This is a genomic window from Pseudomonas sp. EL_65y_Pfl2_R95, from assembly GCF_963971045.1.
Lineage (GTDB): Bacteria > Pseudomonadota > Gammaproteobacteria > Pseudomonadales > Pseudomonadaceae > Aquipseudomonas.
Genome location: NZ_CAXAOV010000001.1, coordinates 1,046,581 through 1,071,597, shown reverse-complemented (window position 1 = coordinate 1,071,597; position 25,017 = coordinate 1,046,581). Strand labels below are relative to the sequence as shown.

Here is a 25,017-nt window from a genome sequence, read left to right as displayed (position 1 = left end):
AGCTCGGTCAGTGGTTGTTCAGCTGTCGCGAATGTAGATAATGCGCGGCATCCCTTGAATCCACGCAGTCATAGTCCAACTATGTTTTCAAATACAGCTTTTCGTGCATTACTCAGTCTTACCTTGTCGCTGGTCGCATCCCCACTTTTAGCCGATACCGTCTGGCTAAAGAACGGCGATCGTCTGACTGGGACAATCAAATTCTTCGACGGCAGCAAATTACTCCTGCAAACCGATTATGCCGGGGCGATTCCGCTGAAGTGGAGCAACGTCAAAACCCTTGAAAGTGAGCGTGAGCTGCTGGTTAAGGAAGACGACTCGAACACAGAGCGGGCGAAATCATTACGCGCTGGCGATACCGGGCAAGTGGTGTTGGTCAATGGTGAGGAACGCACCGTCGAATTGGCCAGTATCACCCAGATCATGAAGCCCAAGCCCTTGGTCGAAGACCTGACATGGCGCGGTAATATCGATGCAGCCTTTGACTTCAAGCGTGCAGACACCGATACCGACGATTATGACCTCGACCTGAAAACCCAGGCTCGACATGGCAAGTGGCGGCATAATGCGACCGCCAGCTACAACCGCGAACTGTCGGACAATGTGGTCACCACTGACAACTGGGACGCCGAATATGCACTTGACCGGTTTCTGGATGAACATTGGTTCTGGCAAGGACGGCTTGAGTACAAGCGCGACAAGGTTGAAGACGTAGAGCGCCAGCGCACGGTCGGTACCGGTCCTGGTTATCAGTTCTGGGACGACGAGTTGGGCGCATTCTCTATTGCCGGCCTTCTTGACCGCACGGATTACGAATATGCCAACGGCGACAAGACCAACTTCTACGCCATCAGTGGCAAGTGGGATTACAACCGTTACCTGCTGGGCAAGGCGGTTGAGTTCTTTACCACGGGCGAGGTCGGCAAGCCGCTTGATAACGTAGCCGAGTACACCTTCGACGCCGAAGTGGGTCTGCGCTACAAGGTGACTGACTGGGCCTCGCTCAATATGAAGGCCGAGAAGGACTTGGTCAGCGGTGGCGACTCTGACAATGAGTTGGATGAAACCCGTTACAGCCTGGGCTTCGGTGTCGGCTGGTAAAGGCGACTCGTCTAGCAAAAAAGAACGCCCCGCATTGCGGGGCGTTTTTCGTTGAGCGGGCTAAGGCTCGCAATGATTACAGGCGCAGGCCGCCATCCAGTTCGAGAATACGACCGGTGTAGTAATCGTTTTCGAGGATGTAAGCCACTGAGTGGGCGATTTCAGCGGGTTTTCCCAGGCGGCGCAACGGAATGCCTGAGGTCATTTTCTCCAGGGCTTCTGGTTTCATGCTGGCAACCATCTCGGTCTCGATGAAACCTGGTGCAACGCCTGCAACGCGGATGCCGTAGCGTGCAAGCTCTTTGGCCCAGACCACTGTGTCTGCCGCTACACCGGCCTTGGCCGCCGAGTAGTTGGCCTGGCCCATGTTGCCAGCGCGCGAGATCGAGGAAATATTGATAATTGCGCCCTGATTGTTCAGCTCAACCATCTTCGCCGCGACTTCACGGGTGCAAAGGAACACACCCGTCAGGTTAACGTCGATAACCGCTTGCCACTGGGCCAAGCTCATTTTGCTCATCTCGCCATCTTTAACCTTGATGGTCAGGCCATCACGCAAAATTCCGGCGTTGTTAACCAGGCCATTGATGGCGCCGAAGTCTTCAGCGATTTGCGCGACAGTGTGAATGACTTGCTCTTCACTGGCGACGTTACACAGGTACGAGCGGGCTTCAGTGCCAAAAGCCTTACAGGCCGCTACGGCTTCGTCGAGACGCTCTTGATTGAGGTCGACCAGTGCCAGCTTGGCGCCTTTGCTGGCCAGGTATTCGCCCATGGCGCGGCCCAGGCCCTGGCAGCCACCGGTGATGATGATGACTTTGTCTTGCAGTTGCATGGAGTAACCCCCTAAAAGTGTGTTGTAAGCCCCTGCAGGCGACCGTGGGTCGAGCCTGTGATTCGTTCGATTGGCGAAATCTACTGAAAATTTGCCCTGGCAGCGTAAACTGCGGGCATAAGCGGATCTCTAGCGCTGGGTTGGCCGGTTAATTTAACCATGGCGCCAGCGGTATTTTTTATGACGAATTTTTTTCAGGGGGTCATTAAATGAGCGTAAGCGCGGCTAAGCATGCCCGAGAATTGTTGCTCAAGGAATACCGGGGTGTACTTTCGACGCATTCCAAGAGCATGCCTGGCTTCCCTTTTGGATCAGTGGTGCCGTACTGCCTTGATGAACAGGGTTACCCGTTGATCCTTATTAGCCGTATTGCCCAGCACACTCATAACCTGCAGCGGGACCCCAAATGCTCCCTTCTCGTCGGCGAGCGCGCGGCTGAAGATGTCCAGGCCGCAGGGCGCTTAACGGTGCTGGCCGAGGCCAAGCAGTTGGACGATGCGCAAGCCATTGAAGCCGCTGCTGCGCGTTACTACCGCTATTTTCCTGAGTCGGCTGATTATCATCGTGCCCATGATTTTGATTTCTGGCGTCTTGAACCGGTGCGCAGCCGCTACATTGGCGGATTCGGGGCAATCCACTGGGTGGACCAAGTGGCCTTGAGTAACACCTTTGCCGGGGAATCAGAGTTGAGCATGATCGAGCACATGAATGCTGATCACAGCAAAGCAATTGCCCACTATATTGAGCTTGCAGCCTTGCCAGCCCAGTCGCCTGCGCAGTTGGTGGGTATTGATAGCGAAGGTTTCCATCTGCGCATTGGCAAAAGTATCCACTGGTTGGCCTTCCCAACACTTTGTAACACTCCCGGGGCGGTGCGCCAGGCCTTGGTGGCATTGGCCCACGCCGACGTATGGCCGGTAAATAATGATGCTTAAGCTTGAATTAAGCACGCGAACCCATACTTCATCCTCACAGGAAGCTGTTCTTCCGTTAAGGAAATTCTGATGCGTGCTTTTTTGTTTTTAGTGTTGTTGTTCCCGCTCATCGAGCTGGCCGTATTGATTAAAGTGGGTGGCGCAATTGGTGCGATACCGACTATTTTGCTGGTAATTGGCTCCGCCGTGCTGGGTAGCATTCTTCTGCGAGTTGCTGGAATCGCGACTGCATTTCGTGCCCGTGAACGTCTTGCCCGTGGCGAACTGCCTGAGCAGGAAGTCCTGGAAGGCCTGATGATTGCAGTAGGAGGTGGCTTGCTGCTGCTGCCCGGTTTTATCAGCGACATCTTTGGTTTGCTCTGCCTGATTCCGTTCACCCGCCGTATTTTTGTCGGTAAAATCCGTGCGCGCGCAGCTGATCAGGCTGCACGCCAGCGTGCATTTGCGGATGACCTGGCAGCGGCCCAGCGTCCAGCCGATTCGCGTCCTAATGTGCTCGAAGGCGAGTACGAGCGCCGCGAATAACCGCAAAATCTTTGTTCAGATGCAATCAGCCCGTGCCTAGCACGGGCTTTTTCATTAAGGCTGACAAGGCACTGAGCTGCCGCGGGGATAGCGTCGCTACAGGGCAGGCATTTAAGCCTCTGGTCGCAGGTTTTATTGTAAAAAAAATTGCCGGCCACCCTTGAAATCCTCTTTTGCGCCCGCATGTAGCAGACACCGCAAGGTTTTCTGTCATTTAGACAGAACAGACTTCAGCGTTGTGCACTGCACAGCGCTACCGGCAACGCCGGACTTTGCTAACCGCCGGTGAAGACACCGGCTGATAAACCAATCTATTGGGAGAGATCGACAATGAAGCTTCGTCCTCTGCATGACCGCGTAGTGATTCGCCGCAGCGAAGAAGAAACCAAAACCGCTGGCGGTATCGTTCTGCCTGGTTCCGCTGCAGAAAAGCCTAACCAAGGCGAGATCGTTGCCGTAGGCACTGGTCGCGTGCTGGACAACGGCGAAGTTCGTGCACTGGCCGTCAAGGTTGGTGACAAGGTTGTGTTCGGCCCTTACTCCGGTAGCAACACCGTCAAAGTTGATGGCGAAGACCTGTTGGTAATGGGTGAAAGCGAAATCCTGGCCGTTGTTGAAGCCTGATTTCCACGAATCTCCGTTTAACCGTCAAGAATTGAGGAACCATTTCCATGGCTGCTAAAGAAGTTAAATTCGGCGACTCCGCCCGTAAAAAAATGCTCGCCGGTGTCAACGTCCTGGCTGACGCTGTAAAAGCAACTTTAGGCCCTAAAGGCCGTAACGTTGTGCTGGAAAAGAGCTTCGGTGCTCCGACCATCACCAAAGACGGCGTTTCTGTTGCTAAAGAAATCGAGCTGAAAGACCGCTTTGAAAACATGGGCGCTCAGCTGGTTAAAGACGTTGCCTCCAAGGCAAACGACGCTGCAGGCGACGGTACTACTACGGCTACAGTTCTGGCTCAAGCTATCGTCAACGAAGGCCTTAAAGCCGTCGCTGCTGGCATGAACCCAATGGACCTCAAGCGCGGTATCGATAAAGCAACCATCGCTATCGTTAAAGAGCTGAAGAACCTGTCCAAGCCATGCGCTGACACCAAGGCAATCGCTCAGGTCGGTACTATCTCGGCTAACTCCGACAACTCCATCGGCGACATCATCGCTGAAGCCATGGAAAAAGTCGGTAAAGAAGGCGTGATCACTGTTGAAGAAGGCTCGGGCCTGGAAAACGAATTGTCTGTTGTAGAAGGCATGCAGTTTGACCGTGGCTACCTGTCGCCATACTTCATCAACAAGCCAGACACCATGGTTGCTGAGCTTGAAACGCCGCTGATCCTGCTGGTCGACAAAAAGATCTCCAACATCCGCGAAATGCTGCCGGTGCTGGAAGCTGTTGCCAAAGCCGGTCGTCCACTGTTGATCGTTGCTGAAGACGTTGAAGGCGAAGCCCTGGCGACTCTGGTTGTGAACAACATGCGCGGTATTGTCAAAGTCGCTGCTGTTAAAGCGCCAGGCTTTGGTGATCGTCGTAAGGCCATGCTGCAGGACATCGCGATCCTGACTGGCGGTACTGTGATCTCTGAAGAAGTCGGTCTGAGCCTTGAAGGCACGACACTTGAGCACCTGGGTAACGCTAAGCGCGTAATCCTGAGCAAAGAAAACACCACCATCATCGATGGTGCTGGTCAGCAGGTTGATATCGAAGCCCGCGTTGCTCAGATCCGCAAGCAGGTTGAAGACACCTCTTCGGATTACGACAAAGAGAAACTGCAAGAGCGTCTGGCCAAACTGGCTGGCGGTGTTGCCGTGATCAAAGTCGGTGCTGGTACCGAAGTTGAAATGAAAGAGAAGAAAGCCCGCGTTGAAGATGCCCTGCACGCTACCCGTGCAGCGGTAGAAGAAGGCGTGGTACCTGGCGGTGGCGTGGCACTGGTTCGCGCTCTGCTGGCTATCGTCGACCTGAAAGGCGACAACGAAGATCAGAACGTCGGCATCGCACTGCTGCGTCGCGCTGTTGAAGCGCCACTGCGTCAGATTGTTGCCAACGCAGGCGACGAGCCAAGCGTTGTAGTCGACAAGGTCAAGCAAGGCGAAGGTAACTACGGTTACAACGCTGCAACTGGCGTGTACGGCGACATGATCGAAATGGGTATCCTTGATCCAGCTAAGGTTACTCGTTCGGCGCTGCAAGCGGCTTCCTCTATCGGCAGCCTGATGATCACTACCGAAGCGATGATCGCTGAAGTAGCTGACGACAAAGGCCCAGCAATGCCTGATATGGGCGGCATGGGTGGTATGGGTGGCATGGGCGGTATGATGTAACCCAGCCTGTACCTAAAGAACCCCGCGCCTGTCGCGGGGTTTTTTTTGCCTTCGGTAAAGGCCAACCACTGATCGACAAGCGTCTGTGACCACCGTTGGGCCTGAGTCAATTGACGTTTTTTTCACCAACTATTGGAGAGAATCAATGGCAGTGGGAAACAATCCAGAGCACCAGGTTCTGAGGCTCTGCCTGGTCGGAGCCTATTGCTGGTCGCTCCGATTCAAGCGCCTACCGCTTGTCGCACAAACCCACATTCTTCGCTTGGGTGATCTAGGGTAAGAAAACAGCGTTTAACAGCGCTATCAAGAGGTTGCAGTAATGAAGTTAGAAATTGCTCGAGGTTTGTTCCTGGTCGGCGCGCTAGGTGTGACGTCCCTGGCTTTCGCCGCGTGGAGCGAAGACAGCCCGCAGATTATTACCGGGTTCAGTCAAGGGTACTGTCCAGTGCCGATCAGTCAGCGTGCTGACGAGCAAACCAAACCTGATCACGACTTGCTGTTATTTATGTTCGGCATGTCGCAGGGCCTGAAGTAGGGCGCACGACGCTCATTCCGTCCGCCATTGTTAACCTTGGATCGTTGGATTATTCGCCCTCTGGTGGGCAGGCTTCGCCTTGTCGCCTCCTGGACAGTATTCATTGTGCATAAAAAAACGCCCGTGCGGTGCATGCCACGGGCGTTGTTGGGGCTGAGGGCAGGCTATGGCGTAACGGGCCCTGCGAGGTGATCTGGCTCAGGTTCAGGCGCTTTATCCGGGTGTGCAATCAGCGTGTACACGCAGGGCAATACGAACAAGGTGAACAGGGTGCCGACGCTCATGCCGGTGGCAATCACCAAGCCGATATCAAAGCGGCTCACTGCGCCCGCACCGGTGGCCAAAATCAGCGGCACCATGCCGAAAACCATTGCCGCCGTCGTCATAAGCACTGGACGCAGACGAATCGAAGCTGCTTCTTCAATGGCTTCACGACGTGACAGCCCTTTGTCGCGCCGTAGCTGATTGGCGAACTCGACAATTAAAATGCCGTGCTTGGTAATCAGTCCGATCAAGGTCACCAAACCCACCTGGGTGTAGATGTTCATACTCGACAGGCCGAGAAACAACGGTATCAGCGCGCCACAGATCGACAGCGGTACGGTGACCATGATCACCAGCGGGTCGCGGAAACTCTCGAATTGCGCGGCCAGCACCAGGAAAATCAGCGCCAAGGCGATGCCGAAGGTTGCATACAACGCCGTGCCTTCCTGGATGTACTGTCGTGAGGAGCCGGCGTAATCGAATGAGTAGCCCGCTGGCGCTTCTTCCTCGGCGATTTGCCGCACCGTGTCGATGGCTTCGCCCATGCTGACAATCGGGAAGCCTTGAATGATTGCCGAATTAAGCTGCTGAAACTGGTTGAGCTGGGTCGGCCGCGCGCGGTCGCTGACCTTGATCAGCGTCGACAGCGGTAGCAGCGCGCCACTTTCACTCTTGACGTAGTAACTGCTTAGCCAGCCGGGGTTGTCGCGATAGGCCCGTTCGACCTGAGCGATGACCTTGTAGCTGCGCCCCTCGATGGTGAAACGGTTGATCTCACCCTCGCCGAGCAAGCTGGACAGGGCAACGCCGATGTCTTCCATCGATACGCCCATCTGTGCAGCTTTTTCGCGGTCGATATCAACCACGACTTCAGGCTTGTCGAATGCCAGATCGACATCGAGGAAGGCGAACTTACCGGATTCTTCTGCACGCTTTTTGATCTTGTCGGTCAACGCCAGCAGTGACTCGTAATCATTCGGCGTGTTAACCACAAATTGGAAGGGCAGACCCTGGCCCGTGCCCGGCAAGGAAGGCAGATTGAAGGCAAACACTTGCAGCCCGGGAATGTCGTTGAGCTTGGCTTGCACCTCTGGCAACAACTCCATCTGGGTGCGCGAGCGCTGGTCCCACGGCTTTAATTGGAAGCCGCCAATACCCGATTGCACACCATCAAAGCCATTAATCTGGAACCAAGAATTGTACTCCGGGATGTCCTTGAAAATCGGCAGAAATTGATCGGTGTACTTATTTAGGTAATTGAGGTTGGTGGGTTGCGGTGCATTGGCAAACATAAAGATGATGCTTTGATCCTCTTCAGGCGCCAGTTCGTTCTTGGTGAACTTGAGCAGCACCGGAATCAGACACATGACGATGATCGCAAATACCAACACCACAGCGCGGGTTTCAAGGGTGCTGTGCAAGCTGCGCTGATAGCGGGTTTTGAGCCTGTCGAAGATCTGATCCAGCTTATGGGTGAGGCCGCCGGACTTCTGTTCATGGCGCAACAGCTTGGAGCACATCATCGGTGACAGCGTAAGGGCGACGATACCGGAGATGATCACTGCGCCGGCCAGGGTCAGAGCAAACTCTTTGAATAACGCCCCCGTCAGGCCGGAAAGAAAGCCGATAGGCGCATATACCGCTGCCAGGGTAATGGTCATTGAGACCACGGGCACGGCGATTTCTCGTGCGCCTTCAATGGCAGCATCGAACGGGGTTTTACCTTCTTCTATATGGCGGTGGATGTTCTCCACCACGACGATCGCATCGTCGACCACCAAACCAATGGCTAAGACCATCGCCAGCAGGGTCAGCAGGTTGATGGAATAGCCCATCAGTTGCATGAAAAACAACACGCCGATCATCGACAGTGGAATGGTGATCACCGGGATCAACACCGAACGCAGTGCGCCGAGGAACAGGAACACCACGATGATGACGATAATCACCGCTTCGCCCAGGGTCTTGACCACCTCATCGATCGACGCCTGGATAAACAGCGTGGCATCGTAGGCAATCGAAACTTTGAGGTTGGGCGGCTGTTGCGCTTCGAGCGACGGCAAGGCCTTGCGCACTTCTTTGATCACATCCAGCGGGTTGGCACTGGGCGTGCCCTTGATGCCGATATACACCGAGGGAATGCCATCAAAGGAGCTGATCGAGTCGTAATTCTCGGCACCCATTTCTACCCGGGCGACATCACTGATCAACACCCGACTGTCGCCTACGGTTTTCAGCGGAATGGCAGAAAAGCCGTCCACGGTTTTAAGGTCGGTCTCAGCATTGATGCTGGTGACCACGTACTCGCCTTTGACTTCGCCAGCCGCAGAAAGGAAGTTGTACTTGCGTACGGCGCTGTTTACGTCACCCGCGGTGATGCCATAGGCGGCCATTTTCACCGGGTCGAGCCATAAACGCATGGCAAACACCTGGTTGCCAAGAATCTCGGCTTCGGCCATGCCCGGCAAGGTCGCCAGCTTTGGCTGGATGACCCTCGACAGGTAATCGGTGATTTGCGGGTTGGTCAGCTCATCACTGTAAAAGCTTACGTACATCAAGGCGGAGGCGTCAGCGGCTTCTTTCGATAACACCGGATCTTCAGCGTCTTGAGGCAGCTGGTTTTTAACTTCGTTGGCCTTGGCCAGCAGTTCGGTAAACAAGCGGTCGCTGTCAGCGCCAATCCGCGCATAGATCGAGATCACCGAGAAATTCTGCCGACTTACAGAGGTCATGTAGTCAATGCCTTCGGCACTGGCCAGACTCTGCTGCAATGGCTGGGTAATGTAGCCCTGAATAGTCTCGGCGTTCGCCCCGGGGTAAGCGGTGGTCACGGTGATCAGGGCGTTTTCCAGCTGCGGATATTCACGAATGGTCAGTTTATTGAACGCCTGCAAACCGAGCAGGATAATCAACAAACTGACCACGGTCGCCAACACCGGGCGCCGAATAAATGGGTCAGTAAAAGCCATGTCTGATTCCTTGGGCTAGGCGCCGCTTATTGCTGGGCGTCAGGCGTGCTGGCCGTCGCAGAGGGTTGATCGACAATTTTTATATGGGCGTCGTTATCGAGCTTGAGTTGGCCGGAAGTCACCACCCGCTCACCTGTCTGCAGGCCTTTCAATATCACTACTAGGCCATCACGTCGCTCACCGGTTTCAATGACCCGGCGTTGCGCAATGAGCTGGGGCATGCCGTCCTCTTCGTTGACCACATTGCCTTGCTCGTCTTTCTTTTCAGCGACCACGTATACCGAATTGCCATACAGGGTGTAGGTCACGGCCGTTTCAGGAATAACTTTCTGGGCACTGTTGTCAGCTAACAACAGTTGCAGGTTGGCAAACATGCCCGGCAGTAGCTTGTTGTCTGGGTTTTTCAAGGTGGCGCGCACTTGCACATTGCGCGTGCTGTCTTCAACTTTAGGGTTGATCGCAGAAATGCTTGCCATGAAGTCTTGCTGCGGATAGGCCGCAACAGTGAACTTGAGTTTCTGGTTAACAGCGACTTGCGGCACATCCTGTTCTGGCAGGAAGAAATCTAGATACAACTGCGAAATGTCCTGCAGGGTGGCAATGCTGGTTCCCGATGAGAGGAAGTCACCCACGTCTACCTGACGGATACCGATGGTGCCGCTAAAAGGGGCCAGGATGCGTTTTTTTGCCAGCAATGCCTGTAATTGGTCGACGCTGGCTTTGGCTTTGGTGTTCTCGGCCGCGAGCTGATCGTATTCGCTCTTTGACAGGTTCTGCCGTGCGACCAGTTTTTGTCCGCGTTCAAACTGTACGCGCGCCAGATTGAGATCAGCCTTGGCGGTTGCCAGATTCGCCGTTTCGACGTCGCTGCTCATCTGCACCAGCGGTTGATCCTGCTTGACCTGTTCGCCGGATTCAAACAGCACGCTTTGCACAATGCCGCTGACTTCAACGGTGAGGTCGACGCCTTGGAAGGCTTTCAGGGTACCAATCGCGGGAATGCGCTGCTGCCAAGGGCGTTCTTCGACACGGCTGGCGCTGACGCTGATGGCCGGCTTGGGTGCTGAGAACATTTGAATTTGTTGGTAGATCGAGTAGCCCTTGTAGCCGCCAAGAGCAAGCACTACAAGAACAACCACGCCTATCATTATTAGCATCCGGCGAAGCAACATGTTGCATATCCTTGGCAGGTAAAAGGAGCCTAAAATTTGGCCAAGCGAGCACATTAGTGCCGTTACGCAGGCAAGTCAAAGCCTGCCATTAACAAATGATTTCGCATTGTGCAGGGGTTAATAAGAACAGGCCTTCAGGCCGCTTATTTAACCCTGTTTACCGCTGCGGGTTACAGATGGCGACCTGATCGTTGCAATGCATACACTGGGTGCATGCATTGCGGGGCCGGGTTATGCGCTCAGGCGTTGGGTCACATCGCTGAGGCCGGTCGATAAGCTGCGCAGGTTCTGGCTGGCAGCTTCGGTGCGTTGCACGTTCTTTTCATTCTCACTGGCGATGGTGGTGATCTCGGTCAGGTTGCGCGAGATATCCTCGGCCACTGCTGTTTGCTCTTCGGCGGCGGTTGCGATCTGGCGATTCATATCACGGATCGCCTCAACGGCTGCGGTAATCTGCTGCAAGGTGGTGCCTGCTTGCATCACTTGCTCAAGGCCTTTGTTGCTTAGCTCTTGGCCATTGTCAATGGCGCGAACGGCATTGCTGGCTCCGGTCTGCACGGTACTGATGATCTGGTTGATTTCGGCAGTTGACTGAGCCGTGCGCTGGGCTAGGGTGCGAACCTCATCGGCAACTACCGCAAAGCCGCGGCCAGCCTCACCCGCCCGTGCAGCCTCGATCGCCGCGTTGAGTGCGAGCAGGTTGGTTTGTTCGGCAATCCCACGAATGACCTCAAGCACCTTGCTGATGCGTCCACTGTCGCCTTCGAGCTGGCGGATAACCTCGGCGGTCATGACAATTGCCTGGCTCATGTCGGTGATGGTTTCGATAGTGGCTTGCATGACTTGCTCGCCTTGCTGAGCAGAACTGTCGGCATCATCGGCCGCGTTGGCGGCTTCACCGGCATGGCGGGAGACCTCTTGTGCGGTCGCGGACATTTCATGCATGGCGGTAGCCACTTGATCGGTGCGGGAAAACTGGTCGCGGCTGCCTTGGGCCATGATGGCGGCGATTGCGCTCAAGTCGCCACTGGCGCTGTCTAAATTTGTGGTGCTGCGCTGGAGCTGGTTGAAGGTTTCGGCCAGAAAGTCACGCAAGGTGTTTGCCGCTACAGCTAGGCGCCCGAGTTCGTCCTGGCGGTTGATCTCGGTACGATTGGCAAAGTTGCCCTGACTGAGCTGAGCGATGTACTCGATCAATTGTTGGATGGGGTTGACCAGATTGCGGTTGACCAGCCACAGGCTTATGAGCCCGACAATCACGCTCGATATCAGCATAAAACCAATACCCAGGCTCAAGGCTTGACTGGCCTGTGCTCCAATGGCGACCGATTGCGCATGACTGTGCTTGGCCAGTTGGCTGACCAGCGCTTCCATTTTCTGGCTGGCATCGCGGTCTATACCTTTAACCGCCGCATCACCTGCCGTTGCATCGCCACCGGCGTCTACGAAGGCTTGAAAACCTTTGCGGTAGGCGCTGCCCATTGTGCTGTGCTCATTTATCAGGCTATTAACTTGGGCCTGCAATTGTGGATTGGCGGTATGTGAAAGCTGTTTCAGTATTTGCTGAACACTGGCTTCGCGGGCTTGGAACTGCTGCCAGTATTTGTCGCGATCGACTGGATTTTTGCCGCGTAACAGCACGTTTTTCCATTCCTGAACCTGGATCTTGAATTCAACGTTGGCCTCATTGACCAAGCGTGAGGACAGTATCGGCCCATCAATCAGATCGCGGTAGGACTGCATCGAGCTGGACATAAAGCCAAAGCACAGCAGCGCAATGACTACAACCAGCAGCAAGCTGCCGCCCAGTAGGGCAAGAATTTGCGCGCGCAGGGAGCGTTTCAAGAACATGGTAATCACCTCTAATCAGAAATTTGCCGCAGCTTCGCGCGCTCCTTTTAGCGAGGCGATGTAACCTCCGTGTCGTGCTCTAGGCGCATGTTGAAGACTGCTATAACTGCTGTCGGCGGTGGGTCTTGAATCTTGAGGGTGTGCGGCCACCAGGCAGACTGGGCTGACTGGTGGTCGTGGGAGAAGAGGGGCCTGATCAGGCGAGGCGTAAGTGGTTATCCCACAAACCTGCCGGCAACTGCAGCGGCTGCATGGCGATTTTCTGTTCGCGGCAATCGTAGAGGCGGCAACGGCCTTGCCCGGAGCTGACCACAAAACCCTGTTCGACGGCGCCAACGCCGGCGCAATCAGGCAGCGGGGCATCAAGACGCACCGCGCCGGTGTCCAGGTCCCAGATAAACACCCGATTTCCCCGCGGTGCGGTCATCGCCAGCAGGCGCAGTTCGCTGTTAATCGCCACGCTGGCGGTGTACTGGTGCATGGCCTGGCGCTGCTCTTCGGCTAACGGGAAATGCTCGAAGGGCTTTCCCGGCCGCTTGATTGCCAGCAATGGGATTTTATCAGTTATATCGCCCATATATTGCTGGCCGCTGACGATGGTCCCATCGCTGGCAATGGCCAGGTGGCGCACGCTGTTCATGGTTTCTGGCAGCTGTTCTTTGCTGATCAGTGTGCCATCACGCTTGAGCAGTACCAGGCTGGGCTCCATGGCGTCGAGGTTCATCTCGACCCGGCTTTCAGCTTCGGTGCGAATACCGCCGTTGGCAACCACCAAGGTTTCACCGTCGGGCAGCCACAGCAGTTGATGAGGCCCTACACCGTGGGTCGACAGTTCATGGTCGCGCTCGAGCTGGGTGCCTTGCACCCGGTAGACGCTGATGACGCCGCGTCCCGGTTCGCTGGTGTCATTTTCCGTGGCATACAGCCAATTGCCATCTTTATGAAAAGCACCATGGCCATAGAAATGTCGATCAGCAGGTGAGGTCAGTGTCTGCAACAGCTTGCCGTCGCGGGTGTCGACCAAGTAACTCTCGGTGCTGGGACGGCGGCCCACGAACAAGGCCATTGGCTGGCTCGGATGGGGCACCACGTCGTGGCAGCGCTCTTTGACTGGGGTCGCGAAGGCCTTGCTGCCATCCAGGTGGTAACCAACGGCATAGTGCTGACCGTCGCTACCGTCGCGGGCTGAAACCAGCAGCGGTTGTGCGCCATTGCTGACCAGTGTCCAGCCGCCGAATGCGCTGGCAGCGAGGGCGGTGCCCGCCAGGCCGAGGAATGCTCTGCGTTTCATTCAGTCTCCGTCGTTGGCATTAAAGCCGAGTTGGATGCCCAAGGTTCTTGCAAGCTCGCCCTCATGCAGGCGGTGCAACACATTCAGGCTGTCGTAAAATTCATTGAGTCGAAGGCGACCGTCTTCTTCTTTGAGCAAGTCAGACAGTGGGCGCTGTATGGCAGCCAATTGCTGACGTGTATCAACATAGGCCGCGTCGATGCGTTTTTTAAGCGCATCTTGATCACTGCCGAGCAGGCTTTGCATGCCATCTTGGTTGGCACCGTGCCAGAGGCGCTCAGCGCTGGCCAAGGTTGCCGCGAGGTTGGCCAGGCTGGCATTGCTGCGCCATGCTTCGGCCTGATACGGCTGCGGCTGGCCTTTGCTTTGACGCCCCAAGGGTGTGCCGAGCTTTTTCTTCAGCACATCAATGGCGGTAACTTGGCTGCGCAGTATGTCAGCCAGTGCTTCCGGCGCTTCAGCGTAGCGATCATTAGGGAATGTTTTGAACTGACTGGCGACACCGTCTTTGGCCTGCCAGTCAGCGAGTATCTCGGCAGAGAGTTGTTGCTGGTGCTCTCCAATCGCGGTAATCAACGGGCAGAATTGTTCTTTCTGTTTGGCGTCAGTCAGGTCGATTGACTCGTCGTAGAGGATGTATTCATAGGCGGTCAAGCCTTGAACAACGACGCTGGACTTTTCCAGGTCCGCTTCGGTGAGCTGTGGTTTGCTCTTCAGTAAGCTTTGTACCTGGCGGGCGACAAGGTTCTTTTTGTCTGGCCAGAACTGCACCTGCCACGCCCGGTTGCCCTCGGTTATCGGCCCGACCAACACCGTTTGCAGGCCAGCCCATGCGCTTTGCGCGGCGAGGAATGCTTCGCGCGCCTGGGGTAAATCCTGCTTACCCGCACAGAATGCCTGTGCACTGACGGCGAGCTTTTGGTCGGCTTCAGCCCATGAGCTATAGGCGGGCAGCACCACGCCATCAGCCAATGCAGCGGTGACTTTCTGCTGCGGGTCAGATGGCGCACAAGCGCTGAGTAAAACGCTCAACAGGGTGAGGGTCAAAGGTGAGCGTTTCATGTGCAGCTCCTATAGCGAATTCAGAAAGGCCAGCAGCGCTTTGCGCTCCTCGGCGTTAAAAGCTAAGACGCGTTGTTTGGCCGCTTCGGCCTCGCCTCCATGCCAGGCAATAGCTTCGAGCAGGTTGCGTGCGCGACCGTCATGCAAATACTGGGTGTGGCCGTTAACCGCTTGGCTCAAGCCGATGCCCCATAGCGGGGGTGTCCGCCATTCTTGAGCGGTGGCGCTAAACTCTGGACGATTGTCAGATAAACCGGGACCCATGTCATGTAGCAACATATCGGTGAAAGGGCGAATGGCTTGATTGGCCAGTTCTGGCTCGGCGGCATCGGTCGCGGTGGTGAATTTTTCGATATGACACGCGCTGCACTGTGCTTGGTAAAACAGATTTTTGCCCTTGAGTACGTCTGGTTTATCGACACCGCGGCGTATGGGCACCGCCAGATTGCGGCTGTAAAACAGAATGCTGGCGAGCAGCTTGTCACTCACCTCAGGCTCTCCACCATTGGCTGCGGCGAGGCAGTCAACTTGTGCGGCGGTGCAGTCGTCATTTTTCATCAAGCTGGTGGTCAGGCCCATATCACCCGAAAACGCATGGGCGTTTTGTTGATTGAGTGTGGGCTGTCCTGCTTTCCAGCCGAAACGACCGATCACGGTTTGCCCGCGTGCATCGTCCCACACCTGGTTGGGTCGCCCGGAAATACCGTCGCCATTGCTGTCGTCCGGGTCGGCATTGGCGGTTATGTCTGCCTCGGGAATTGCCTCAAGCAACCCCAGGCCAATCATCGGTGGCGCAATTCGCGCCGAAAACATTGTATCCGGGTGCATTGGGCCGTAGCCGAGTTGAGTGATATTCAGCGTGGGTTTGCGCAACTCAATCCGGGTGCCATCGTTGAATTCGACAGTGCTCAGGGTGTAGCTGAACCGTACTTTGCCTTCCGGGGCAACGCCGGGGTTGGCCATATCCTGCAATTGACCGCCGTAGGTGGGCTCTGGAACCACGCCCAGGTGTTGGATGATTTTCGCCTGTTCAGCGGTGGTAGCCGGGATCGACAACCGGACCAACATGGAGGTGGCGGTGACCGCATCGGGTTCTGGCGGGTGGCCGCGGCCATCTTTGATATGACAGTTTTGACAGGCGTTGGTATTAAACAGCGGGCCCAGACCGTCGCGGGCAATGGTGGTTGCCGGGGCGATCACCCATGGGTTGCGGAAGAAGCTATTGCCGACACTGAAATCCAAGCGCCGTAATGGCGACAGATTCGCCGAAGGCTGGGAATACGCATTGTGGTCTGCTTTGGACACGCTGGTGCCGCCGCCAGAGAGCGCTTCGCCGGGCTCAGCCTGGGTGAACTGCGGCGGCTTTTCACACCCGCCTAATGCTAGCGCTAACGCGAAGCCGAGTAGGGGGAGAGGGCGTTGCAACAGCGCAAGCATCAGCATGTGTCCGAGAAAAACTGCGCGCAATACTACCAGTACAGCGACATTTAAATAAGAGCGATTTGCGTTATCAGCACGATTTGGCGCGTGCTGCGCCACTGGGTCGCAGGGCTTAGCCGAAGGTAACGCGCGGGAATAAAAAAGCCGGTGCGCTGTGAGCGTACCGGCTTTATCGACATCGCGCTCGCTTAGAACGAGTGATCCGCGTTGTCTGGGTTGAGGTCGCTGATGCCGAGCTTGCCCGCAGCGTCTTCGATAGCGCCAGTCTGCTTGACCAGTGCTGCGATCGCATCACGCACGATCTGATTGCCCTTTTCGTTATCAGCGGCGATCAGTTGGTCGTAGTGCTCGCCGTTGTTGGCGCTGTCGACCATGACCTGCAGCTTGGCTTCGGTGTCAGCCAAATCAGCTTTGAGGGTTTCGTCAGTTTTTGCATCAGCCTTGGCCACCAGCGATGACAGGCTTGGGCCAGTCAGGGTGGTGCCGTCGACTTTCTTGTACTCGCCCAGGTAGATGTTGCGGATACCTTTGGCATCGTAGAAGTGAGCGTTGTGGGTGTTGTCGCTGAAGCAATCCTGCTCGTCTTCAGTCGAGTTGGCTTCCAGTGAAACCTTCATGCGCTCGCCAGCCAATTCGCCCAGCGACAGGCTGCCCATGCCGAACAGCATTTTACGCATGCCGTTTACTGGGGTGTCTTTTTCGAGGCTTGCACGGTAGTTATCGGCAACACCGGCTTTCCATTGGCCAACCATTTCGTCGAGGTCGCTAACCAGCAGATCAGCAGCAGCTTTCAGGTATTCACGGCGACGCTCATTGTTGCCGCCAGTTGCACCTTCGCCAACCACGAAATCAGTGGCAGGGCGATCGCCCGCGCCTGGATTGGTACCGTTGAGGTCTTGGCCCCAAAGCAGGAACTCGATGGCGTGGTAGCCAGTTGCAACGTTGGCTTCCGAACCGCCCAGCTCATTCAAGCTGGCCAGTACTTCAGGGGTGATTTTGCTGACGTCGACTTTATCTTCGCCCACTTGAATTTCGGTGTTGGCCACGATGTTGGCGGTTGCGCCAGGGTTGCCCAGTGCGTGCTGGTAATCCTTGGCGACGTAATCGATCAGGCCTTCATCAAGCGGCCAAGCGTTCAGTTGACCTTCCCAGTCGTCCACTACCGCGTTACCAAAGCGGAACACTTCACTCTGCATGTAAGGCGTACGGGCAGCGATCCACGCTTCGCGAGCAGCTTTCAGGTTGGCGTCGTTTGGAGTGGCGAGCAGGGTATCGATAGCTGCATGCAGGGCTTTGCCTGTGCTGGCGGCATCGCTGAATACGGCGAAGGCGATGTCGGCGTAGTGCGAAACAACGGCTTTGGCGGCCGCTTCATCAACCTTGCTGGTGACATCCGCTTTTTCAGCGGCTGCAACCGGAGTGGCTTGTTTAGACTCAGCGGCGGCCTGAGTTGTAGGCGCCTTTTCTTCGCCACAGCCAGCGAGAGAGATAGCAATGGCCAAGAGGCTGGCGGAGGCCAGGGGCATACGAATCATGACAACATCCTTTGTAGTGGGTAAGGAGGGCGGGCGTTTCAACCGCTAAACTCGTAACATAATGCGAAAGATTTGCATTCCGTGTAAAGGGTATTGGGAACAATTCGTATAAAAAACTCATGCGCTGAGTCACGCTCTGAGCCACTCAATGCCGCTAGAATGCCACTATTGCGCCTTTGCAGACCTCATAGGGAAACGTTCATGGGCTCCACCAGTATTGTGTTGATCGTTCTCTTAGTCCTGCTGGCAGGCTATGCCGTGACGCTTTATAACGGCTTGGTGCGCTTGAAACACAGCATCAGTAAAGCCTGGGCCAACATTGATGTGCTGCTCAAGCAGCGTCACGAAGAACTGCCCAAGCTGGTCGAAACCTGCAAGCAATACATGCAGCATGAGCGCACAACGCTCGAACAAGTGGTTGTAGCGCGCCAAGCGGTATCCCATGCCCGTGAGCAGGGCGACGTACCCGCGTTGGGCAAGGCCGAGAGCGGTTTACGCGCCGGTCTGGGCCAGTTGTTTGCCCTGGCCGAGAACTATCCTGAACTTAAGGCCAATGAAAGCTTTCAGCACTTGCAACAGCGCATCAGTGGCTTGGAAAACGGCATTGCGGATCGCCGGGAGCTATATAACGAAGCAGTGAACCTCAATAATGTGCGCATCGAGCAGTTTCCCGATGTGCTCGTCGCCCGGGCGATGGGCTTCAAGTCAGGCGATTTGCTGCAGTTCTCCGAGGCTGAAAAAGCGGATGTAAATATCAAGTCCTTGTTCAGTTGAGTGATGGCCATCGAAGCTTATTGGCTGAGCTTGGCAATGAGCGGCGGCATAGCCGCCCTAGGCGCTTGGTGGTGCCTGCGCCGAGTCTCACAAGCACGTCACCTGCTGGATACCCCCACCTCGAAGATACGCTCGGCAGCCCAAGGTTACGTCGAGTTCTACGGGGTTATCACCGAGCAATCTGAAAACGCTGTGTTCGGGCCGTTAACCGGCAAACCCTGTGTTTGGTGGCGGTTTAAGATCGAAGAGCATGTGCAAGACGACAAAAAGCGCTCGTGGCGTTCGCTTGAGTCTGGGGTCAGTGAGGCTTTGTTTTCGCTGAGTGATGGCACCGGTGATTGCCTGATTAACCCCAAGGGTGCACACGTTCGAACCACGACCCGAGAAGCGTGGAGCGGCAATCAGCGTCATCCCCGCGTGGCCAATAAGGGCGGTATATTAGGCTTTCTCAGTCTTGGCACGCGTTACCGTTACACCGAGGAACGTTTGCATGTTGGCCAGCCGCTCTATGCGATTGGCGATTTTCGCAGCGCCGGTGGCGGTCGTCAGGGTTTGGATCTGGCGGCGCAGCAGAGCGCAGTGATTCGCGAGTGGAAGTCTGATTTTTCCGGCCTGCTGCAGCGCTTCGACAGCGACAAAAACGGCCAACTCGACGATCAGGAATGGAGTCGCGTGCGCTTGGCTGCGCAATTGGAAGCGGAGGACCGTCATCGTCTTCAAAGCCTAATGCCTGCAATGCATCACTTGGCAAAGCCGCGGGAGTCCCAGCCCTTTGTGCTCTCAACCACGGGTGAGGATGAGCTGGCACGTGGCTTCTACTGGCAAGCAGCGGGGGCTGCGGCGGTTTGTTTGGCTGGAGCATTGAGCTTGGCTTGGCAACTCGGGATTGTCTAAATCGCCGCAGTGAAAAAACCAAGTCCACGGCCGGATCTGAGGCTGTGACAACCCGAAGATTGTTCACCCTAGCTCAACGCTGAGCAAGGCTTAGCCGGCAAAAAAATACTGGATAAAAATCATTGTTCCGAACGCTGAGCTGTTACGAGGTGGCCGAACCGGACGCTGCTCGGATACGACGCGCCTGCTTTAGGTACAGGGTCAGTTCGCGCGCGGGAAGTGGCTTGCTATAGAAGTAACCCTGACCTTCATTACAGCCTTCGCTGATGATATAGGCTTCCTGTGCTGCGGTTTCCACGCCCTCGGCAATAACTTGCATGCCAAGACTTTTGCCCAGTTGGATGATAGCGCGAACAATGGTTGCGTCGTCTTCATCTTCGAGCAGGTCCTGGACGAAGCTTTTATCAATTTTGATCTTGTCCAGCGGCAGACTTTTCAGGTAACTCAACGACGAGTAACCGGTACCAAAGTCATCAATCGCGATAAGCGCCCCTGCGCGGCGCAGGCTGAGCAAGTGCTGAGCCGCAGTGCTGATATCTTCCATCAGGCCCGTTTCGGTTACTTCAAGTTCAAGGCTGCGTGCTGGCAGGCGATACATTTGCAGCAAGTTATTAACCATTCGCGGCAGTTCAGTGTGATGCAGTTGCACGGTTGAAAGGTTGACCGCCATGCGCAGGTGGTTATAGCCCTGATCATGCCACTCGCGCAGTTGCCGGCACGCTTGATCAAGCACCCACTCGCCAATGGCAATGATGCTGCCGTTTTGCTCGGCGAGCGGAATGAACTGATCAGGTGGAATCAGGCCAAGCTGCGGATGCTCCCACCGCAACAGCGCCTCAACGCCCACCACATGCTTGGCTTGGTAGCTGATTTGCGGTTGATAGACCAAAAATAGCTGGTTGCCTTCCAGGGCAACGCGCAGGTCTTTCTCAAGTTCGCGCAGACGGCGCATTTCGCTGTCCACGCTGGCAATGTAGAACTGATAGCGATTGCGCGAACGGCTTTTCGCCAGCGTCATGGTTTGCTCTGCTTTTTGCAAGAGCTTTTCAGTGCTGTCGCCATCTTCAGGGAACAGGGTAATGCCGATGGTTGCGCGCAGATGTACCGGCTGATCATCGAGGATAAAAGGATTGCTGAGGTCGTCGAGAACGTTTTGTGCCAGCTCTGCGGCCTCATAAGGCTGTTCAATGTCGGCTTGGACCAGTGCGAACTGGTCACCGCCCAGCCGCGCCAGCGCACCCAAGCGTCCGCCGTGACCGCGTAAACGGTCAGACAGCGCCAGCAACAGTTGGTCACCCGCCTGGTAACTAAACTGCTCATTGACCCCTTTAAAGTCATCCAGCCCCACGCAGAGAACGGCAACACGACGTTGCAAGCGACCTGCATCATTAAGGATCTGATCCAGTTGATGTTGCAATTGCTGGCGGTTAGGCAGGCCCGTGAGAAAGTCATACTGCGCCATGCGCTGCAGGCTGTTTTCTGCTTCGTGGCGCAGGCTGGTGTTGCGCTCAATGGATTCGAGTAACTGGTTGGCCGTATTGACCCATAGACCCAGCTCGTTATGTTCATTGCCTTTGGGCATTGGCAACTTGTGAGCGCTGGGTCGGTCAGGGTTTATATTGGCCAGGTGCTCAATGATTTTTGCCAGCGGCTTGGTCAATAGCCAGTGATAGACCAGATACAGCACCAAGCCCATGGCGAGGGCGCGCAGGACCCCGGACACGAAAATAATCACCGAGTTAGTGATGAAATTCTCACCGTAGAGTGCTGTGTCGAGGGTGATATTGAGGTCGCCGTAGTACTCACTGTACGGGCCCTTACCCACCAACTGGGTAGAGAAGTTTTGCGCTTTGCCAAGGATCGGGTCCGTTATCCAGCGCGTAGCGATTTCAGCCAGCGGCCGTTGGCGCTCTGCGAGCATCGGCTCGTTGGGGTGGCCGATAGACGCCATTTGCACTGACTCATGCTGGAACAGACCCTCGATAACCTGCATGCCCATTTCCCGGTCGAGGCTATACACCGCTTGGGTTGAGGGGTCGCGGAACATACCGAGGATGCGGTGGGCATCGTTGTCAACCGCCTGCTTGGTCTTATAGGCGTCAAATACAATCTGCGCACAGCTTAGGACCACACCCACGATTAATGCTGAAAGCAGCACGACGCGGAGTAATCTCAGTGACAGTCTGTTTTTCAGTTCCAACTTCAAAAGATATGTCCTTGTGATGCCGGCTGCCGGGAGGCACATTGAGTATTGGCAAACTCAGAGTTGCAGTCAAAAACCATCGTGGGCTGAGTGCTTCACGGCTACTGAAATCTAGCGGTGCTTTATAAAGTTATTATGGGCGATGCCCAGTGTTATATCGGCGATTATTGGCCGTAGCTTTAATAGGATAAAGTGTTTTTATAGCATAGTACTTTTAATTAAGATGGCTATGAGCCATCTTTTTAACACGCTACAGATATCCACAAAATAGTACAAAAAAAACCCGGCGTTTTTTGCCGGGTTTTTTAACAAGCACAAAGCCTGTTGCGGTACTGAATTAAGCGGCGAAGTTTTTCGCTACGAAATCCCAGTTTACCAAGTTCCAGAATGCTTCTACGTACTTCGGACGCGCATTGCGGTAGTCGATGTAGTAGGCGTGCTCCCAGACATCGCAAGTCAGCAGCGGAGTATCACCGCTAGTCAGCGGGCAGCCAGCGCCAATGGTGCTAGCCAGCGCCAGGGAACCGTCAGCTTTCTTGACCAGCCAGCCCCAACCAGAACCGAATGTACCGATCGAAGTTTTGCTGAACTCTTCTTTGAATTTGTCGAACGAACCGAATGCAGAGTTGATCGCGTCGGCCAGTGCGCCAGTAGGCTCGCCACCGCCGTTAGGGCTTAGGCAGTTCCAGTAAAAGGTGTGGTTCCAGATCTGTGCAGCGTTGTTGAAAACACCACCCGAAGAAGTCTTGATGATTTCTTCAAGGGTTTTGCCTTCAAACTCGGTGCCCGGCACCATGTTGTTCAGGTTCACAACGTAGGTGTTGTGGTGCTTGCCGTAGTGGTAATCCAGAGTCTCGGCGGAAATGTGCGGCTCGAGGGCGTTTTTCTCGTACGGCAGCGGTGGCAATTCAAAAGCCATGGTTAATCTCCTACTCAGGTCATGTGCGGTGAGCGCAAGGCCGATCACGGACGGCCATACAATACAGACTGTGTGAAAAAGACTGCGTTCGGCGCGAGGTCGATTTAACCCGACAAAAGCTACAGGTTGACCTTGGGGTCATCCCAGCCTGCCAGTGTTCGCTGCGCTCTCTACATTTTCACATTAAGACTGTTCGCGCCGATGCTAACTGTTCAGAGCCTGTTCACCGGTTGGCCAGGCTCGCAACGACGCAGACCACGGATCATAGCACCGGGACTGCGTCATAACCACGCAACAACTGTGTGGGAAAGCATCTGCGACCTAGGTTGTAGCCGCTTTCAAAGGGAAATAAGCCTGCGCTGAAGCTCAGATCACCTCGCGTATCAATTGCCAGGCAATGCTGAACATCATCAGCGCAACGCCTAAATCAATCAGTCGCCAGGTAATGGGTCGGGCCAGCCATGGCGCTAACCAAGCCGCACCCAATGCAAGGCTCATAAACCACAGCAGTGAAGCACTTGCCGCGCCTATCACATAGGCACCGGGCTCCGTTTGCTGAGCGCCAAGCGAGCCAATCAGCAACACGGTGTCGAGGTAAACATGGGGGTTGAGCAGGGTGACGGCGAGGGTCGCCAGAATGACGGCTTTCAATGATCGCGGCAGGGCCGACCCTCCTTGATCCAAGGCCTGTGGCTGCCAGGCGCGACGTAAGGCCTGACTCCCGTACCAGAGCAAGAATGCAGCCCCGCCCCAGCGTGCAACGCCCATTAAGGTAGGGCTTTGGCTGAGTACAGCGGCCAAGCCAAATACCCCGGCTGCCACCAGAACTGCATCGCAAGCAATACACAGCAGCGCTGCGGGGAGGTGATGCTCGCGGCGCAGACTTTGCGCTAGGACAAAAGCGTTCTGCGCACCAATCGCCATGATCAGGCCGATCGCCACCAGCAAACCGTTTATATAGCTTTGCCACATGGTTTTACGCCTCTGCAGCAGATTGCTGGCTCAGTTGCTGCAGAACCTCCAGCGCGCGCTGCCCTTGGTTGATGTCGACAAAAATATGATCGTGGTAGTAACCGGCGATCACGTTGCAACTGATGTGGTGCGTGGCGAGTGCGTTGGCGAATGCAGCGGTCAGACCGATGGCGCTGAGTGCCGAATGCACCTCAAGTGTTAGCCAGGCAGCAATGTAGTCAGCGTTCAGTGAAAGCTGCTGCGCCTGTGCTTGCGAGATAATCACGGTCAGGCCTTCGCGCTCACGAAAACTGCCTTGGGGCTCTATATCGCCCAGTTGTTTAAGCGACTCGACACTGCAAAACACGTAGGCGCCGGGGTTTAGGGTTGGGGTCATGCTTTGCAGCAGGGTTTGCAGTGATGTTTCGCCCGCCATGAGTGGATTCCTTTGGTTGGATATAGCCAGTGTGCGGGGTCAGGATGTATAAGGAAAAGCAATCTTGCTGATGAGTCATTAGGAAAACTAATGTGTTTGATTACAAGTTACTGGCGGCTTTAGCCGCAGTTGTTGAGCAAGCAGGTTTTGAGCGGGCGGCTCAGGTGCTGGGTTTGTCACAGTCAGCGGTGTCGCAGCGGGTCAAGTTGCTTGAAGCACGGGTCGGACAGCCGGTGCTCGTGCGCACCACGCCACCCACCCCTACTGAGGTGGGGCGACGTTTACTCAACCATGTGCAGCACGTTCGACTGTTGGAGCGAGACCTGCAAGGACAGGTGCCCGGCTTAAATCAGAATAGCGCTCCGGAACGCCTGCGTGTGGCCTTGAATGCCGACAGTCTGGCGACATGGTGGGCGGGTGCGGTTGGCCAGTTCTGTGCACAGCATCAGCTGTTACTGGAGCTGGTCGTTGAGGACCAGGATGTTGGCTTGAAGCGCATGCGAGCAGGTGACGTCGCCGCCTGTGTCTGTGCCACCGACCGGCCTGTTGCAGGCGCGCGAAGTGTCTTGCTGGGGGCAATGCGCTACCGGGCGTTGGCGAGCCCGGCGTTTATTGAACGCCATTTCAGTCAGGGTGTTGACGCTCAGGCCTTGGCTAGAGTGCCGGCGATTGTATTTGGCCCAGATGACTTTTTGCAGCATCGTTATTTAGCGGCTCAGGGCGTTGAAGGCGGATTTCTGCATCACTTGTGCCCCTCATCGGAAGGTTTTCTGCGGCTGGCTCAGGCCGGTTTAGGTTGGGGGCTGGTTCCCGAGCAGCAGGTCGTCAATGAGCTGGCCAGCGGTGAACTGGTAGAGCTGCAGCCGCAGCAGGCGATAGATGTTCCCTTGTATTGGCACCACTGGAGTAATGGCGGTGAACTGCTTAACCAATTGACCCGTCACCTGCTTGGCACGGTGCGTGGCAGCTTGATTGCGCCGTAAAGGCGTGAAATAACCGACCTCGCA

General features: G+C 55.6%; 21 protein-coding genes and 1 pseudogene. 9 read left to right on the top strand and 13 right to left on the bottom strand.

Annotation, left to right across the window (positions count from 1 at the left end; translation table 11 throughout):
• The first annotated feature begins 81 nt into the window (after window positions 1-81).
• Complete coding sequence (locus AACY09_RS05070) at window positions 82-1,101, top strand: DUF481 domain-containing protein (protein ID WP_339486438.1); 1,020 nt, start codon at window positions 82-84, stop codon at window positions 1,099-1,101.
• 76 nt (window positions 1,102-1,177) lie between these two features.
• On the opposite strand, the gene AACY09_RS05065 is transcribed toward AACY09_RS05070, so the two are convergent.
• Window positions 1,178-1,936, bottom strand: a complete 759-nt coding sequence (locus tag AACY09_RS05065) for an SDR family oxidoreductase (protein ID WP_339486437.1) — start codon at window positions 1,934-1,936, stop codon at window positions 1,178-1,180.
• Window positions 1,937-2,145: 209 nt separating this feature from the next.
• Between AACY09_RS05065 and AACY09_RS05060 the strand changes: the two genes are divergently transcribed.
• From AACY09_RS05060 to AACY09_RS05040, 5 genes are all read left to right on the top strand, one after another.
• A complete protein-coding gene (locus AACY09_RS05060; protein WP_339486436.1) occupies window positions 2,146-2,871 on the top strand; it encodes a HugZ family pyridoxamine 5'-phosphate oxidase in 726 nt (241 codons plus the stop codon).
• Between the two features lie 69 nt (window positions 2,872-2,940).
• Complete coding sequence (locus AACY09_RS05055; RefSeq protein ID WP_339486435.1) at window positions 2,941-3,396, top strand: FxsA family protein; 456 nt, start codon at window positions 2,941-2,943, stop codon at window positions 3,394-3,396.
• 330 nt (window positions 3,397-3,726) lie between these two features.
• Window positions 3,727-4,020: a co-chaperone GroES gene (locus tag AACY09_RS05050; protein ID WP_010486228.1), complete on the top strand. Its 294-nt coding sequence runs from the start codon at window positions 3,727-3,729 to the stop codon at window positions 4,018-4,020.
• A 47-nt stretch (window positions 4,021-4,067) separates the two neighbouring features.
• Entirely contained in the window at window positions 4,068-5,714 is a 1,647-nt protein-coding gene (gene groL / locus AACY09_RS05045; protein ID WP_339486430.1) for a chaperonin GroEL, read from the top strand.
• A 319-nt stretch (window positions 5,715-6,033) separates the two neighbouring features.
• Complete coding sequence (locus tag AACY09_RS05040; RefSeq protein ID WP_339486429.1) at window positions 6,034-6,249, top strand: hypothetical protein; 216 nt, start codon at window positions 6,034-6,036, stop codon at window positions 6,247-6,249.
• A 164-nt stretch (window positions 6,250-6,413) separates the two neighbouring features.
• Here the strand turns inward: AACY09_RS05040 and AACY09_RS05035 are convergent, their stop codons facing one another.
• The 8 genes and pseudogenes from AACY09_RS05035 to AACY09_RS05005 form a co-directional block, all read right to left on the bottom strand.
• Entirely contained in the window at window positions 6,414-9,482 is a 3,069-nt protein-coding gene (locus tag AACY09_RS05035; protein WP_339486427.1) for a multidrug efflux RND transporter permease subunit, read from the bottom strand.
• A 26-nt stretch (window positions 9,483-9,508) separates the two neighbouring features.
• On the bottom strand, window positions 9,509-10,654 hold the full coding sequence (locus tag AACY09_RS05030) for an efflux RND transporter periplasmic adaptor subunit (protein ID WP_339486425.1): 1,146 nt from the start codon (window positions 10,652-10,654) through the stop codon (window positions 9,509-9,511).
• A gap of 231 nt (window positions 10,655-10,885) precedes the next feature.
• Window positions 10,886-11,590 carry a methyl-accepting chemotaxis protein gene (locus AACY09_RS22010; RefSeq protein WP_445323790.1) on the bottom strand — a complete coding sequence of 235 codons (705 nt, stop codon included), beginning with the start codon at window positions 11,588-11,590 and terminating at the stop codon, window positions 10,886-10,888.
• Between the two features lie 228 nt (window positions 11,591-11,818).
• Window positions 11,819-11,929, bottom strand: a pseudogene (locus tag AACY09_RS22005) (hypothetical protein); the annotation flags it as partial.
• A 772-nt stretch (window positions 11,930-12,701) separates the two neighbouring features.
• Window positions 12,702-13,796 carry a DUF1513 domain-containing protein gene (locus AACY09_RS05020; RefSeq protein ID WP_339486421.1) on the bottom strand — a complete coding sequence of 365 codons (1,095 nt, stop codon included), beginning with the start codon at window positions 13,794-13,796 and terminating at the stop codon, window positions 12,702-12,704.
• Window positions 13,797-14,858, bottom strand: a complete 1,062-nt coding sequence (locus tag AACY09_RS05015; RefSeq protein ID WP_339486419.1) for an imelysin family protein — start codon at window positions 14,856-14,858, stop codon at window positions 13,797-13,799.
• A gap of 9 nt (window positions 14,859-14,867) precedes the next feature.
• Window positions 14,868-16,295 carry a di-heme oxidoreductase family protein gene (locus AACY09_RS05010; RefSeq protein ID WP_339486418.1) on the bottom strand — a complete coding sequence of 476 codons (1,428 nt, stop codon included), beginning with the start codon at window positions 16,293-16,295 and terminating at the stop codon, window positions 14,868-14,870.
• A 191-nt stretch (window positions 16,296-16,486) separates the two neighbouring features.
• The gene (locus AACY09_RS05005; protein WP_339486417.1) at window positions 16,487-17,833 is read right to left on the bottom strand and encodes an imelysin family protein; all 1,347 of its coding nucleotides are present in this window, start codon (window positions 17,831-17,833) and stop codon (window positions 16,487-16,489) included.
• Window positions 17,834-18,034: 201 nt separating this feature from the next.
• On the opposite strand from AACY09_RS05005, the gene AACY09_RS05000 reads away from it, so the two are divergent.
• Complete coding sequence (locus AACY09_RS05000) at window positions 18,035-18,607, top strand: LemA family protein (RefSeq protein ID WP_339486416.1); 573 nt, start codon at window positions 18,035-18,037, stop codon at window positions 18,605-18,607.
• A 3-nt stretch (window positions 18,608-18,610) separates the two neighbouring features.
• A complete protein-coding gene (locus AACY09_RS04995) occupies window positions 18,611-19,501 on the top strand; it encodes a GIDE domain-containing protein (protein ID WP_339486415.1) in 891 nt (296 codons plus the stop codon).
• A gap of 142 nt (window positions 19,502-19,643) precedes the next feature.
• Here the strand turns inward: AACY09_RS04995 and AACY09_RS04990 are convergent, their stop codons facing one another.
• The 4 genes from AACY09_RS04990 to AACY09_RS04975 all read right to left on the bottom strand — a co-directional run bounded on the left by AACY09_RS04990 (window position 19,644) and on the right by AACY09_RS04975 (window position 24,010).
• Window positions 19,644-21,707: a putative bifunctional diguanylate cyclase/phosphodiesterase gene (locus AACY09_RS04990; protein ID WP_339486414.1), complete on the bottom strand. Its 2,064-nt coding sequence runs from the start codon at window positions 21,705-21,707 to the stop codon at window positions 19,644-19,646.
• 334 nt (window positions 21,708-22,041) lie between these two features.
• Window positions 22,042-22,623, bottom strand: coding sequence for a superoxide dismutase [Fe] (sodB, locus tag AACY09_RS04985; protein WP_010486246.1), 582 nt, complete (start codon window positions 22,621-22,623; stop codon window positions 22,042-22,044).
• 366 nt (window positions 22,624-22,989) lie between these two features.
• Window positions 22,990-23,595: a LysE/ArgO family amino acid transporter gene (locus AACY09_RS04980; protein ID WP_339486412.1), complete on the bottom strand. Its 606-nt coding sequence runs from the start codon at window positions 23,593-23,595 to the stop codon at window positions 22,990-22,992.
• Window positions 23,596-23,599: 4 nt separating this feature from the next.
• Entirely contained in the window at window positions 23,600-24,010 is a 411-nt protein-coding gene (locus tag AACY09_RS04975; RefSeq protein WP_339486411.1) for an ACT domain-containing protein, read from the bottom strand.
• Window positions 24,011-24,102: 92 nt separating this feature from the next.
• Here AACY09_RS04975 and AACY09_RS04970 point away from each other — a divergent pair, with 92 nt between their 5' ends.
• A complete protein-coding gene (locus AACY09_RS04970; protein WP_339486410.1) occupies window positions 24,103-24,993 on the top strand; it encodes a LysR family transcriptional regulator ArgP in 891 nt (296 codons plus the stop codon).
• Window positions 24,994-25,017: the final 24 nt, after the last annotated feature.

Excerpts from the sequence above, each read along its gene's own strand:
- AACY09_RS05070 (WP_339486438.1), top strand. The coding sequence starts at position 82 with ATGTTTTCAAATACAGCTTTTCGTGCATTACTCAGTCTTACCTTGTCG.
- AACY09_RS05065 (WP_339486437.1), bottom strand. The coding sequence starts at position 1,936 with ATGCAACTGCAAGACAAAGTCATCATCATCACCGGTGGCTGCCAGGGC.
- AACY09_RS05060 (WP_339486436.1), top strand. The coding sequence starts at position 2,146 with ATGAGCGTAAGCGCGGCTAAGCATGCCCGAGAATTGTTGCTCAAGGAA.
- AACY09_RS05055 (WP_339486435.1), top strand. The coding sequence starts at position 2,941 with ATGCGTGCTTTTTTGTTTTTAGTGTTGTTGTTCCCGCTCATCGAGCTG.
- AACY09_RS05050 (WP_010486228.1), top strand. The coding sequence starts at position 3,727 with ATGAAGCTTCGTCCTCTGCATGACCGCGTAGTGATTCGCCGCAGCGAA.
- groL (WP_339486430.1), top strand. The coding sequence starts at position 4,068 with ATGGCTGCTAAAGAAGTTAAATTCGGCGACTCCGCCCGTAAAAAAATG.
- AACY09_RS05040 (WP_339486429.1), top strand. The coding sequence starts at position 6,034 with ATGAAGTTAGAAATTGCTCGAGGTTTGTTCCTGGTCGGCGCGCTAGGT.
- AACY09_RS05035 (WP_339486427.1), bottom strand. The coding sequence starts at position 9,482 with ATGGCTTTTACTGACCCATTTATTCGGCGCCCGGTGTTGGCGACCGTG.
- AACY09_RS05030 (WP_339486425.1), bottom strand. The coding sequence starts at position 10,654 with ATGTTGCTTCGCCGGATGCTAATAATGATAGGCGTGGTTGTTCTTGTA.
- AACY09_RS22010 (WP_445323790.1), bottom strand. The coding sequence starts at position 11,590 with ATGTCCGCGACCGCACAAGAGGTCTCCCGCCATGCCGGTGAAGCCGCC.
- AACY09_RS05020 (WP_339486421.1), bottom strand. The coding sequence starts at position 13,796 with ATGAAACGCAGAGCATTCCTCGGCCTGGCGGGCACCGCCCTCGCTGCC.
- AACY09_RS05015 (WP_339486419.1), bottom strand. The coding sequence starts at position 14,858 with ATGAAACGCTCACCTTTGACCCTCACCCTGTTGAGCGTTTTACTCAGC.
- AACY09_RS05010 (WP_339486418.1), bottom strand. The coding sequence starts at position 16,295 with ATGCTTGCGCTGTTGCAACGCCCTCTCCCCCTACTCGGCTTCGCGTTA.
- AACY09_RS05005 (WP_339486417.1), bottom strand. The coding sequence starts at position 17,833 with ATGATTCGTATGCCCCTGGCCTCCGCCAGCCTCTTGGCCATTGCTATC.
- AACY09_RS05000 (WP_339486416.1), top strand. The coding sequence starts at position 18,035 with ATGGGCTCCACCAGTATTGTGTTGATCGTTCTCTTAGTCCTGCTGGCA.
- AACY09_RS04995 (WP_339486415.1), top strand. The coding sequence starts at position 18,611 with ATGGCCATCGAAGCTTATTGGCTGAGCTTGGCAATGAGCGGCGGCATA.
- sodB (WP_010486246.1), bottom strand. The coding sequence starts at position 22,623 with ATGGCTTTTGAATTGCCACCGCTGCCGTACGAGAAAAACGCCCTCGAG.
- AACY09_RS04980 (WP_339486412.1), bottom strand. The coding sequence starts at position 23,595 with ATGTGGCAAAGCTATATAAACGGTTTGCTGGTGGCGATCGGCCTGATC.
- AACY09_RS04975 (WP_339486411.1), bottom strand. The coding sequence starts at position 24,010 with ATGGCGGGCGAAACATCACTGCAAACCCTGCTGCAAAGCATGACCCCA.